The sequence below is a fragment of the Flavobacterium sp. RSP15 genome, from assembly GCF_003968755.1.
Lineage (GTDB): Bacteria > Bacteroidota > Bacteroidia > Flavobacteriales > Flavobacteriaceae > Flavobacterium.
On sequence record NZ_RYDL01000002.1, the window covers coordinates 15,395 to 27,906 of the forward strand.

Consider the following 12,512-nt stretch of genomic DNA (forward strand, 5'->3'; position numbering starts at 1 on the left):
TGATTCTCAATTATATAAATACTATCTTTGCGCAAATTAAGGAATATTATGAATAATAAGCAAGGCAACAATAAAGGAAGTGGTGCTAGAACAAATAGTTCAAGACCAAGTTCTAACAAGCCAAAACCTGCGATGCAAAAACGGGCACAAGGGCCAAAAAAAGTTAAAATAAATACTAAAGTTGTAGCTGTCGATACGGATAAAGTAGAAAAAAAACCAAATCAAGCTCCTAAAAGACCAAAGGTAAAAGACGAAATCCGTTTGAATAAATACATCGCTAATTCTGGGGCATGCTCGCGTCGTGATGCGGATATTTACATTCAATCCGGAACTGTAAAAGTAAATGGAATTCCCGTTATCGAAATGGGATATATGGTAAAACCGGGAGACGTAGTAAATTTTGATGGCGCCACTTTGACACCGGAGAAAAAAGTATACATCTTATTGAACAAACCAAAAAACTTTACTACTGCGATGGACGAAGGTCAGGAATATCGTAATGTACTGGAACTAGTAAAAGGCTCTACAACAGCAAAAATTGGCGCTATTGGGAGAATGGACAAGAATACAACTGGTTTACTATTGTTTACGAATGATACGGATATGATTCGTAAATTTACGTTACCAAGTCAAAAATCATCTAAAATCTACCAAGTTTCATTAGATAAAAACTTGAAATTTGAGGATTTAGAAAAAATAAACAAAGGACTGACTCTTGATGGACACCGTGTTTTTGTGGAAGATGTAAGCTACATTGACGGAGAAGCGAAAAGTGAAATTGGATTACAGTTGAGATCCGCTAACGTGAAAGTGGTTCGTAATATTTTTGAACATTTCAGTTATGATGTGTTGCGTATTGACAGAGTTGCTTTTGCTGGTTTGACTAAAAAGAATTTACCAAGAGGAAACTGGAGATTGCTTACGGAACAAGAAATCATCAATTTGAAGAACGTTTAATATTTCTTTGAAATTATAAAATTAAATCCCTTTTGCGTAGCAAAACGGGATTTTTTTAATTAAAAATGCAAATTAAAATTAGTATGATGCCAGAAAAATTACAATCTATAGCTTTTAAATGGTTTGAAACTTTCAACAATAAAGAATTAGAAAAACTATTGTCTTTGTATGATGACGATGCTGTGCATTTTAGTCCAAAACTAAAAATATTCAAACCCGAAAGCAACGGTTTTGTCACCGGCAAAGAAGCCTTGCGAGAATGGCGGAAAGATACTTTTGAACGTTTGCCGAGTTTGAATTACAATGTAAAATCGCTTACCGCAAATGGTGACCGCGTTTTTATGGAATACATACGAACGGTAGCCGGTGAAGAAGATTTACTGGTAGCAGAAGTATTAGATATCAGAGAAGGTAAAATAATTGCTTCCAGAGTGTATCACGGATAAGCCTTTTTTGAAGGACAATAAAAAACCCTACAACACATTATTTGTATTGTAGGGTTTTTGCTTTAGAACAAAATTATTTTATCCTTTTATCTTTTTAAATACTTCTTCTTTTTTGTCCAAACCACGTTTTCTCAACAGCGGTTCAATACTTGGCTCCGCACCGCGGAAACGTTTGTACAAAACCATCGGATCTTCTGTCCCTCCTTTTTCCAAAACATTCTCACGGAATAATTTGGCTTTTTCAGGATTGAACAAAGTAGTTGTTTTGAACGCTTCAAAAGCATCCGTATCTAAAACTCCTGACCATATATAACTGTAATATCCAGAAGAATATCCTCCAGAGAATATATGACTGAAATACGTACTTCGGTATCTTGGAATAATAGATGCAATCAAACCAATTTTTGTCATTGCTGCTTTTTCGAAAGCGTTTGCATCAACGGTAATGTTTTTGGTTTGAGAATGGTATTCTAAATCCAATAAAGAAGCTGCTAGATATTCTGTTGTAGTAAAACCTTGGTCAAAAGTCCCTGCTTTTTTTAATTTATTCACCAATGTTTCTGGAATCACTTCCCCAGTTTTATAATGCTTTGCATACATTTTTAAGACCTCTGGTTCAGCTGCCCAATTCTCCATAATTTGAGAAGGAAGTTCTACAAAATCTCTTGGAACACTTGTTCCTGCTAAACTTTTATAGGTCACATTAGACAGCATTCCGTGTAAAGAATGTCCAAACTCGTGAAAGAAAGTCGTAACCTCATCAAATGTCAAAAGTGCTGGGGCATTCGCTGATGGTTTAGTAAAATTACAAACAATAGAAACTACTGGAGCCACGCGTTTTCCGTCAACCGTTTTTTGAGTTCTGTATGAGGTCATCCATGCACCGCCTCGTTTGGATTCACGCGGATGAAAGTCCATGTATAAAACACCCAAATGGGTTCCGTCTTTCTCAGTCACTTCCCAAACTGTAACATCTTCATGGTATTTTGGAACATCCGTCAATACTTTAAACTGAAGCCCGTATAGCTTTTCGGTTACTTGAAAAACGCCTTTTCTAACATTTTCTAAACTGAAATACGGCTTTAATTCTTCTTCGTCTAAATCAAAACGTTCTTTTCTGATTTTCTCCGTGTAATACCTCCAGTCATACGGCTGTACGGCACCTTTAATTCCTTCTTTAGCCATCATTTTCTGAATATCGGCAGCTTCCGTTTTAGCAATTTCCAAAGCTGGTTTCCACAAATCATTCAATAGCTTATTCACATTTTCGGGAGTTTTAGCCATTGATTCTTCCAAGACATAATTGGAATGTGATTTATACCCTAATAATCGTGCTTTTTGCCCACGAAGATTTGCTAATGCTATTGCATTCTTTTTATTGTCAAATTCATTATCTTGATTACCTCTAGTCTGGTAGGCATTCCAAATTTGCTTGCGCAATTCTCGATTAGAACTGTATTGCAGAAATGGCATCACACTGGAATTAGAAAGGGTAAAAACCCATTTTCCTTCTTTGCCTTTTGCTTTGGCATCAACAGCTGCAGCATCAATTAATCCTTGTGGCAATCCGGACAAATCTTTTTTGGCATCAACAACCAACTCGTATGAATTAGTCTCCGCCAAAATATTCTGTCCATACTTTAAACTGGTCAGCGAAAGATCTCCGTTTATTTTACGCAATATTTCCTTGTCAGCATTTGATAAATTGGCTCCACTACGAACGAAATCTTTGTACGCATTATCCAAAATTTTAGCCTGTTCTAAATTCAGTCCCAAAGTTTCTTTTTTGTCCCAAAGCGTTTTTACTTTTGCGAATAATTTCTCGTTCAGGTAAATATTATCTCTGTGCGCGGAAAGATTTGGTGCCATTTCTTTGGCAATATTCTGAATCTCTTTATTGGTATTCGCCGAATTCAGATTAGAAAAAACCGTATTCACATTCGATAATAATTCCCCTGCATTTTCCATGGCAAGAATAGTATTCTCAAAAGTAGCGGGTTGCGTATTATTTGCAACAGCATTAACCTCCGCTTGATGGGTACTAATTCCCTCTAAAATCGCGGGCTTAAAATGTTCGTTTTTAATTTTATCGAAAGGCGGCACATTAAACGGCGTGTCGTAAGCCTGAAAAAATGGATTCATACTAGTGTTTTCTTGTTTTTCTTGTGCTTCAATTGTTAGCATATTTCCGATAACTAACAAAATAAAAAAGGATTTTTTTCTCATTTAGGTGTGATTAATTAAAAAAGTAAATTTAGCAGAAATCTACTAAAAACAAACTGTACGATGGCGCGTTAACTAAATTTTATGACAAATAAAGATGTTTTTACAAACGAAAAACTATTCTTACATTTGAATTTGAAAAAAAAACAATAAATTAGCTCAATCTATTACCAAATATAATTATGAAAAAAATAACCACTCTTTTACTTTCCGTAACCACTTCATTATTGCTACTTAATTGTAAATCGGAAGAAAAAAAACAAGACTTTAGCAGTCTGACAGAAAATTATTTTGACGACAAAAATGCTATGAATCCTCTGGATGCGACCCAAAGTGGTCAAAACCAATACAACGACCAACTGCAGTTTGAAATGACGGACAGTTTTAGAAAATCACAAGAAGCTTTCTTTGACAAATACCAAACTGCCTTAAAAGGATTTGCTATTGAAGACTTATCCGAAGAGGAAAAAAACAGTTACGAAATCATCAAATGGGAAGTTGAAATCGGGAAAGATTTATTAAAACAACCGACAAATTTGCTGCCGGTACATCAATTTTGGGGAACACATCTAACCATGGGACAATTTGCGGGAGGAACCGGTGCACAACCATTTAAGACAGAACAAGATTATACCAATTTCCTAAAAAGAATGGACAAATATGCTGTCTGGATCGATTCAGCAATGGTGTATATGAAAAAAGGAATGGCAAAAGGGGTTGTTTTACCAAAATCATTAACGGTAAAACTGATTCCACAATTTGCAGAAATGGCTACACCTAAAATCGAAGACAATTTGTTTTATTCTTCTATAATACTCCTGCCTACTACTTTTCCTGACAGAATCAAAAACGAGTTAACCGCAAAATATACCGCAACCATCAACAACAAATTGATTCCGCAATACAAGAAAATGGCCGATTTCCTGAATAAAGAATATCTTCCTGCTTCCAGAGCTACCAGCGGAATAGGAAGTTTGCCTTTTGGAAAAGAGCTATATGCCACGTATGTAAAACAATGGACCACTACTGATATGACTCCCGAACAAATTCACGAACTGGGATTAAAAGAAGTCGCACGATTGAACTCCGAAATGGAAAAGGTAAAAACGCAAGTAGGTTTCAAGGGCACTTTATTAGAATTCTTTGAGGTGGTTAGAAACAAAAAAGAATTAAAACCATTTACAAAACCAGAAGAGGTTATAGCCAATTTTCAAAGCATTTATACCCGAATCAAACCGAATGTAGATAAATTATTCGCACTCCAACCCAAGACGAAGTTTGAAATCAGAAGAACAGAAGCCTTTAGAGAAAAAACGGCTAGCGCCGAGTACAATCAAGGAACTGCTGATGGTTCGCGCCCAGGCATTTTCTATGTTCCGATACCTGATGTAGCGAATTATAATATGTACGGCGATGAAGATTTGTTTTTGCATGAAGCCGTTCCTGGACACCATTTCCAAATATCCTTGCAGCAGGAAAACGAAAATCTTCCTGACTTCAGAAAATTCAATTGGTTTGGCGCTTATGGTGAGGGTTGGGCTTTGTACACGGAAAGCTTAGGAAAAGAACTGGGATTGTATCAAGATCCGTATCAATATTTTGGAATGCTGGGCAATGAAATGCACCGCGCAGTGCGACTAGTAGTTGACACTGGACTGCACTCCAAAGGCTGGACTAGAGCGCAAGCCATCCAATATTCATTAGCAAATGAGGCCGAAAGTGAAGCTAGTATTATTCCAGAAATAGAGCGGTATATGGCCATCCCTGGACAGGCTTTATCCTATAAAATTGGTCAGTTGAAGATTCTAGAATTACGTAAAAAAGCCGAAACAAAAATGGGTGCTAAATTTGATATTAAAAAATTCCATGAAAAAGTATTGGAATCCGGTGTAATGCCTTTAGCGATATTAGAAAATAAAATTAATGCTTGGATACCTAAATCTAACTAAAATGAAAAAAATAACCGTTAACGTCTTATTCCTGTTCTGCATTGTTTTAAATAGCTATTCTCAAGCATACTTCAATTAACAACCAAAACTAACCTGACAAAACTGCTTCTCAATTAATCTTTAGGCACAAAAAAAGTTATTCTGTTTTATGGATGTAGCTTTTTTTGGCTTTTTTGCCTGCCGTCGTTTGTGGGCACAGAATACAATTCTGCGCTAACGATTGTGGGTATCTGAGCGAACGGGGAACGGGGTTCAACTAATTGAAGTATTTGATTATGGGCACGAGCGGGACGCTCGCGCTAGCTGGCGATTGCTTGAATTTCGTCAGTCGTCATCAGGCCCGCTTTTGGAGGTACTACAATTCCATCATCTGGCATGCAATAGGCACAACGCAAATTGCATTTCTCAATTAGAGAAATACGCAAATAGTTGTGTTTACGTTCAAAATCATTCGATAAAACAGCGTTATTTGGCGTCATGATTATTGCCTTTTAAAACATGAAAAACATGCAGCACATGAGGAAATATCGCATCCATAGATTCCTTTGCGCCATTGGTTGAACCTGGCAAAGCCAATACCAACGAATTCCCTAAAGTTCCCGCGACTGTTCTGGAAAGCATGGAATACGGCATGCGTTGTTGTCCATAATTGCGAATGGCCTCCTCAATTCCCGGAATTCGGGTTTCTAATAAAGGTTCCAGTGCTTGCGGGGTAACATCTCTTGGCGAAAGCCCGGTTCCTCCTGTAAAAATGATCAATTGATTTTCTTTGGCAAAAGCTTTAGTCCGCTCCTGAATCACATCAATTTCATCCGGTATGATTTCGTAATGCGTCGTTTCTACTCCGTTAATTCCCAGTTTTTCAACGATTATTTTTCCGGAACGATCTTGCTTATCTCCCGAAAAAATAGAATCGGAACAAACGAAAACCGCCGCTTTGATGGCTGATGGAAATCTGTTTTTGAAAGAAGATTTTCCGCCCTCCTTACTAATTAATTTAATGGTTGAAATCTCGATATTTTTATCAATTGGTTTCAGCATGTCATACATTGTAAGCGCCACAATCGAAGCACCGTGCATCGCCTCTACCTCAACTCCGGTTTTGTAAACCGTTTTCACGTTGAAAATAATATCAATGCGTAATTCGTTAATTTCATATTCCACCGATGTAAATTCAATTGGAATAGGATGGCAATCCGGAATGGATAAATGCGTGTTTTTTACGGCAAACAAACCAGCCGTTTTAGCCATTTCCAGCACGTTTCCTTTGGGAACCAGATTATTTATAACGGCGTCAATTGTGGCTTGAAGACTCACAATTACTGTGGCCTTTGCGGTTGCTGTACGAAGCGTACTTATTTTATGTGTGATATCAACCATTTTTTTTAAATGTTTAAAGTTTCAGGTTAAATCTGATAACGACTAATTATAGGAACTACGAGCTACTTTTTAATTATTTTTGTACTTTAAAATGTTTAAGACAATCATTAAAGACAATCGCTATCGACAACGGACTTTATGACTTTAGCCTTTAAGACCTTCGACTCGGTTACTTTATGATATTTATACTACAACCTATTTCTATTCTCCGTAAAAGTACTGTTTTCAGCTACTTCTTTATCAGAAACAGGTATATCTTCTACTTTCTTCTCTTGAAAATAAGCCGTTAGTTTTGAAGCATTTCGCACTACTTCTCCAATGACAATAATTGCAGGTGATGAAAGTTGGTGTTCGTGAACCAATTTCACAATAGAATTGATGGTTCCCACCACTTTTTTCTCCGAGTCTTTTGTTCCGTTCTGAATGATGGCAACCGGTAAATCATCGGCTCTGTTGTTTTGATAAATCGAAATAATTTCGTCTAATTTATTCATTCCCATCAAAATAACCACCGTTGCGGCGGATTGCGATGCCAAAGCCACATCTTTAGATAATTTATGATTCGAAGTAGTTCCGGTGATTACCCAGAAACTTTCGGCAATTTTTCGCTGTGTCAAACTGATTCCGTTAGACGCCGGGACACCTAAAGCCGATGAAATTCCGGGAACAATTGCGGTTTCCAAATCAAATTTTTCAGCATATTCAATCTCTTCGCTTCCTCTTCCAAAAACAAATGGATCGCCGCCTTTCAACCGGACGACATGACCAAACCGTTTTGCCATCGATACAATCAACTCATTAATTTGATCTTGACTGTAGGCGTGACAACCAAAACGTTTCCCCACAAAAATAATTTCGGCATTCGACGCATATTGCAACAATTCTTCATTTACAAGGGCATCATACAAAACAACAGCGGCACTTTCTAATACTTTGATCGCTTTCAAAGTAATTAACTCTGCATCTCCGGGACCTGCCCCTACGATTGTCAATTTTGGTGTATTGGAATTTTTCATTTTAACTGGGATAAATTGGTATTCAATTCGTTCAACTCGGCAACAGCATTTATATTTTTAAACACCTGTCGTTTTTCATTCGGAATTGGAATCAATTGGTGTTGTACCGATGCAATTGAGCGTGTCATTTTCAAATCATTTTCATCAATTGCCTTTTTTAAAACTGGCAGTATTCGTTTCGAATTGATTCCGATCAAAGGATGCATCCGATTTGCCTCTTCAAAAGCAGTTTTTTATTTATGACAAATAAATTATATTTATACAAAAAGACAAAAATTATATTAAAATCCTAGTCGTTTTATCGTTTTAGTTAAAAAATAAAAATAATTCAAGATACAGTCAATATGTGATTATTAAGCAAAAAACCTATTATATCATCGTTTATTAAGATAATTAACTGCATATAAAACAGAATAATATAAAAATATATCTTATTTTTTACATAATTCGTTTTTTGTATAATTGCTAATTTACTATATTTTTGTAAAATTTATATACACTCGAACCTTTTCCTATTGAATATACCCAGAATACAACCACACACAAACAGCTTAAGCACCGTCAGCAATACAAAAAACAGAAAGAAGCTAATAAATTCTATCTGAAAAGTATTTATAAAACAACCCCTGCATTTCCCTTATTTCTCTTTTTTTAATACAACAAGAACATTCCTAATGTAAAAGATCATATTGATTTTAAAACAAGTTGAGAATCGTGCTGTTCCGGCTAAACCAATCGCGGTTAAATTCCTAAAAAAAAAAAATATAAGTAAAAATTAATTTTAATGATTGATTTTAGTGCTTTAACTGAAGATACTTCATCAAAACACCAATCCTTTTTCGTTCCTGTCAGACTTATATAAACCACAAACGGACTTATCCATTCCTGTACATTAAAAGTCTTTAATTTATATAAAACTATAGCATTTAACTTAAATATATACCATATGTTTTTATACCAAATATAAAATTGGACTTTAGCATTGTTGCAAGAATATTTTTTAACACCTTAAATTCTAATTTATTATGAAAAAAACGTATTTGATAGCTTTCCTACTGCTCCTCTTTTTAAAAGGTTTTTCACAAGGTTCTCCGGATTATGGAGCTGGGATGAAATTTGATTTAAATGACGAAGGAACAAAATATCTAAGGGTGATTTCCTGGGCTCAAATTTGGTCACAATACAATTCGGATCGCCCTTTAGATGCCAATGGAAACCAACAAGGCGATATCGATTTTAGCGTTAGGAGATCCAGAGTATTATTGTTAGCACAAATTAATAAAGACTTTCTGATAGTCACCCATGTTGGATTGAATAGTTTAAATGCTAATTCAATGACTCCAACCGGACTTGGTGATGGCTCACAATTTTTTCTTCATGATGCATGGGCACAATACAGTTTGGGCGCAAATAATGCCGTGGGCGCAGGGCTGCATTATTGGAACGGAATCTCCAGAATGAACAACCAAGGAACTTTAAACTTAATGACCTTAGACAATACGCGTCAAGGCTGGGCTACGCTGGGTTTATCGGATCAATTTGCTAGACATATTGGGGTTTATGCAAAAGGAACCGTTGGAAAGTTACAGTATCGCGTTTCTGTGAATGAAGCCTCAAATAATAATTTAGAACAATTAGTTGTGCCTACTAATGGCGGAGCCGCTACCTATACAGGCAGAAGGTTATTGGGTTCAAAAGCTGCGGGAAAAACCTTTGCCGGTTATTTTGAATACAGCCTTTTTGATACCGAAAGCAATGTTTTGCCCTATAAAGTAGGATCCTATTTAGGAACACAAAAAGTATTTAATATTGGAGCCGGATTTTTTTCCCATCCTAATGGTGCAGTCGTAGCGGATGCTTCGGGAAATATAAGTGGTGAAAATGTAAACATTTTTGCTCTGGATGCTTTTTACGATGTCCCAGTTGGCACTAAAGGAGGAGCCATAACCGCTTATGGTATGTTTCAAAAAACAGATTATGGCAAAAATTTTAGATTAGGAACTACATACGAAACTGGCTCTCTAGTTCACGGTCATTTAGGGTATGTTATTCCGGGAGAATCTAAAAACCGTATCCAGCCGTATGTATCTTATGACAATCGTCAAATTGATGTTTTAGATGATTCTGCAAATCAATTTGGAATTGGCGCCAATGCTTATTTCAGTGGCCATAATTCAAAATTAACGTTAGAATTTCAATCTCTGAAATATGCTACGTTCAACACCATCAATACAATTACATTACAAGCCATGATCTATTTATAAATTAATCTATTAAAAAAACAGTATGACAACACAAGAAAACGCAAGCGCCTATTGGAAGGAAAATTTACGATACCTCTTTATTTTACTAGCGATCTGGTTTATCGCTTCTTTTGGAGCAGGAATACTATTTGCAGAACAATTAAACACCATAAAACTGGGTGGATTCCCACTAGGATTTTGGTTTGCACAGCAAGGTTCCATTTATGTTTTTGTCGTTCTAATTTTTGTCTATGTTCATTTGATGAATAAATTAGACAAGAAATATGGTTATGACGAATAGGTTTTTCAGTTTAATTATTTAATCTTAAAATTACTAAATATGAATGTACAAATTTGGACCTACATCATAGTAGGTATATCATTTGCGCTTTACATTGGCATAGCCATTTGGAGCAGAGCAGGCTCTACTAAAGAATTTTACATTGCAGGAGGAGGGGTTTCCCCTTTGGCTAACGGAATGGCTACTGCGGCTGACTGGATGAGTGCCGCCTCTTTTATATCCATGGCCGGAATTATTTCTTTTTCAGGATATGACGGCGCCGTTTACCTGATGGGGTGGACGGGTGGCTATGTGCTATTGGCATTATTACTGGCTCCTTATCTGAGAAAATTCGGGAAATTTACAGTACCTGATTTTATCGGGGAACGCTATTATTCGAATACCGCCCGGACGGTAGCCGTAATTTGTGCTTTAATCGTGTCTTTTACTTATGTAGCCGGACAAATGAGAGGCGTTGGAGTAGTTTTCTCCCGATTTCTCGAAGTTGAAATTGACACTGGCGTTATAATTGGAATGGTAATCGTTTTATTTTATGCTGTTTTGGGTGGGATGAAAGGAATTACGTATACTCAAGTTGCGCAATATTGCGTTTTGATCTTTGCTTTCATGGTGCCTGCTATTTTCATATCGATTCAAATGACAGGAAATGCAATTCCGCAATTAGGAATGGGAGGAACTATTAATGACGGATCAGGCACTTATTTACTGGACAAATTAAACGGCCTCTCTACTGAATTGGGTTTTGCGGAATACACCAGCGGAACGAAATCAGTGATTGATATTTTTGCAATCACACTAGCATTAATGGCTGGAACAGCAGGTTTGCCGCATGTTATTGTGCGTTTCTTTACTGTAAAAAATGTAAAGGATGCCAGAAAATCAGCAGGTCTAGCCTTGCTACTCATTGCAATATTGTATACCACCGCACCAGCAATTTCTGTTTTTGCTAAAACTAATTTATTAGAAACCGTAAACAATAAAGAATATGCCAGTATGCCGGAATGGTTTAGCAATTGGGAAAAAACAGGTTTATTAATATTTGATGATAAAAATGGAGATGGAGTAATTCAGTACTATAATGATCAATCAAAAGATCTTGTTTTTCTGGCCACTGCCGACGCAAAAGGCTTAAAGGGAAGTGAGCTAAAAATTGATAATGACATTATGGTATTGGCAAATCCGGAAATTGCCAATTTACCGGATTGGGTTATTGCTCTGGTTGCGGCGGGTGCTTTGGCCGCAGCCTTATCAACGGCTGCAGGTTTATTATTGGTTATTTCATCCTCGATTTCACATGATTTGATCAAGAAAATGATCAACCCTAACATCTCAGAAAAAGCCGAATTATGGGCAGCCAGGGGAGCTGCAACCGTAGCAGTAGTTATTGCAGGTTATTTTGGAATACATCCACCCGGATTCGTCGCAGCCGTCGTTGCATTAGCCTTTGGCTTAGCTGCAGCCTCCTTTTTTCCAGCTATTATTCTGGGTATTTTTCACAAAAAAATGAACAAAGAGGGCGCTATTGGAGGAATGATAGTAGGAATGCTTTTGATGCTTTTTTATATGCTGAAATTCAAATTTGGAATTTTCGATGGCGGACAAGACGCTGTTTCCGGATTAAAAGACGGCTGGTGGTTTGGCATTTCTCCAGAGGGTTTTGGTACAATCGCTATGTTAGCCAATTTCATTGTTGCTTTTATTATCAATAGTTTTACACCGGAGCCACCCTTGGAAGTTCAGGAAATTGTAGAAAACATCCGAATTCCTTCAGGTGTTGGTGAAGCCTCCTCACATTAAAACCAATTTTAACACCAATAAAAAGCGCTTTTCTTCGGATAGAATAGCGCTTTTTATTTACTACCAAAGATATTTTTGTCTAAAAAAAATTGCTACAAAGAGGCAAACCCTATTTAATTTTTAACACCCAATAAACTTCTACTTTCTAAAAACTGCTTTACATAAAACTGCAATTATCTACTTATAATTAAAGCATTCAC

General features: G+C 36.6%; 11 protein-coding genes. 6 read left to right on the plus strand and 5 right to left on the minus strand.

Annotated features, from left to right (window positions below; all coding sequences use genetic code 11):
* The first annotated feature begins 48 nt into the window (after positions 1-48).
* Together EKM00_RS02425 and EKM00_RS02430 are read left to right on the plus strand one after the other, a co-directional pair.
* Positions 49-957 (plus strand): pseudouridine synthase, encoded by a 909-nt coding sequence (locus tag EKM00_RS02425; RefSeq protein ID WP_126458390.1) that lies wholly within the window; start codon positions 49-51, stop codon positions 955-957.
* Positions 958-1,022: 65 nt separating this feature from the next.
* Positions 1,023-1,403 carry a nuclear transport factor 2 family protein gene (locus EKM00_RS02430; RefSeq protein ID WP_233592229.1) on the plus strand — a complete coding sequence of 127 codons (381 nt, stop codon included), beginning with the start codon at positions 1,023-1,025 and terminating at the stop codon, positions 1,401-1,403.
* 78 nt (positions 1,404-1,481) lie between these two features.
* On the opposite strand, the gene EKM00_RS02435 is transcribed toward EKM00_RS02430, so the two are convergent.
* Positions 1,482-3,629, minus strand: coding sequence for a M3 family metallopeptidase (locus tag EKM00_RS02435; RefSeq protein ID WP_126458387.1), 2,148 nt, complete (start codon positions 3,627-3,629; stop codon positions 1,482-1,484).
* Between the two features lie 179 nt (positions 3,630-3,808).
* On the opposite strand from EKM00_RS02435, the gene EKM00_RS02440 reads away from it, so the two are divergent.
* Complete coding sequence (locus tag EKM00_RS02440; RefSeq protein ID WP_126515113.1) at positions 3,809-5,575, plus strand: DUF885 domain-containing protein; 1,767 nt, start codon at positions 3,809-3,811, stop codon at positions 5,573-5,575.
* A gap of 299 nt (positions 5,576-5,874) precedes the next feature.
* Here EKM00_RS02440 and EKM00_RS02445 read toward each other — a convergent pair whose 3' ends face one another.
* The 4 genes from EKM00_RS02445 to EKM00_RS02460 all read right to left on the minus strand — a co-directional run bounded on the left by EKM00_RS02445 (position 5,875) and on the right by EKM00_RS02460 (position 8,177).
* Positions 5,875-6,054, minus strand: coding sequence for a hypothetical protein (locus EKM00_RS02445; protein WP_199734586.1), 180 nt, complete (start codon positions 6,052-6,054; stop codon positions 5,875-5,877).
* Positions 6,041-6,955 (minus strand): bifunctional molybdenum cofactor biosynthesis protein MoaC/MoaB, encoded by a 915-nt coding sequence (moaCB, locus tag EKM00_RS02450; RefSeq protein ID WP_126453848.1) that lies wholly within the window; start codon positions 6,953-6,955, stop codon positions 6,041-6,043. The genes EKM00_RS02445 and moaCB overlap by 14 nt, the downstream gene beginning before the upstream one ends.
* A gap of 188 nt (positions 6,956-7,143) precedes the next feature.
* Complete coding sequence (gene cobA / locus EKM00_RS02455) at positions 7,144-7,971, minus strand: uroporphyrinogen-III C-methyltransferase (RefSeq protein ID WP_126515114.1); 828 nt, start codon at positions 7,969-7,971, stop codon at positions 7,144-7,146.
* Positions 7,968-8,177 carry a hypothetical protein gene (locus EKM00_RS02460; protein ID WP_126453852.1) on the minus strand — a complete coding sequence of 70 codons (210 nt, stop codon included), beginning with the start codon at positions 8,175-8,177 and terminating at the stop codon, positions 7,968-7,970. Before EKM00_RS02460 ends, cobA begins: the two co-directional genes overlap by 4 nt.
* A gap of 819 nt (positions 8,178-8,996) precedes the next feature.
* Between EKM00_RS02460 and EKM00_RS02465 the strand changes: the two genes are divergently transcribed.
* From EKM00_RS02465 to EKM00_RS02475, 3 genes are read left to right on the plus strand one after another with little or no spacing between them, the layout of a single operon-like run.
* Positions 8,997-10,235, plus strand: coding sequence for a hypothetical protein (locus EKM00_RS02465; protein WP_126515115.1), 1,239 nt, complete (start codon positions 8,997-8,999; stop codon positions 10,233-10,235).
* 22 nt (positions 10,236-10,257) lie between these two features.
* Positions 10,258-10,515: a DUF4212 domain-containing protein gene (locus EKM00_RS02470; protein ID WP_126515116.1), complete on the plus strand. Its 258-nt coding sequence runs from the start codon at positions 10,258-10,260 to the stop codon at positions 10,513-10,515.
* Positions 10,516-10,554: 39 nt separating this feature from the next.
* Positions 10,555-12,312: a sodium:solute symporter family protein gene (locus tag EKM00_RS02475; RefSeq protein ID WP_126515117.1), complete on the plus strand. Its 1,758-nt coding sequence runs from the start codon at positions 10,555-10,557 to the stop codon at positions 12,310-12,312.
* Positions 12,313-12,512 lie beyond the last annotated feature (200 nt).

Bases quoted from the DNA above. Each gene is read 5' to 3' on its own strand.
- EKM00_RS02475 (WP_126515117.1), top strand. From the start codon at position 10,555: ATGAATGTACAAATTTGGACCTACATCATAGTAGGTATATCATTTGCG.
- EKM00_RS02470 (WP_126515116.1), top strand. From the start codon at position 10,258: ATGACAACACAAGAAAACGCAAGCGCCTATTGGAAGGAAAATTTACGA.
- EKM00_RS02445 (WP_199734586.1), bottom strand. From the start codon at position 6,054: ATGACGCCAAATAACGCTGTTTTATCGAATGATTTTGAACGTAAACAC.
- cobA (WP_126515114.1), bottom strand. From the start codon at position 7,971: ATGAAAAATTCCAATACACCAAAATTGACAATCGTAGGGGCAGGTCCC.
- EKM00_RS02435 (WP_126458387.1), bottom strand. From the start codon at position 3,629: ATGAGAAAAAAATCCTTTTTTATTTTGTTAGTTATCGGAAATATGCTA.
- EKM00_RS02430 (WP_233592229.1), top strand. From the start codon at position 1,023: ATGCAAATTAAAATTAGTATGATGCCAGAAAAATTACAATCTATAGCT.
- EKM00_RS02440 (WP_126515113.1), top strand. From the start codon at position 3,809: ATGAAAAAAATAACCACTCTTTTACTTTCCGTAACCACTTCATTATTG.
- EKM00_RS02460 (WP_126453852.1), bottom strand. From the start codon at position 8,177: ATGCATCCTTTGATCGGAATCAATTCGAAACGAATACTGCCAGTTTTA.
- EKM00_RS02465 (WP_126515115.1), top strand. From the start codon at position 8,997: ATGAAAAAAACGTATTTGATAGCTTTCCTACTGCTCCTCTTTTTAAAA.
- EKM00_RS02425 (WP_126458390.1), top strand. From the start codon at position 49: ATGAATAATAAGCAAGGCAACAATAAAGGAAGTGGTGCTAGAACAAAT.
- moaCB (WP_126453848.1), bottom strand. From the start codon at position 6,955: ATGGTTGATATCACACATAAAATAAGTACGCTTCGTACAGCAACCGCA.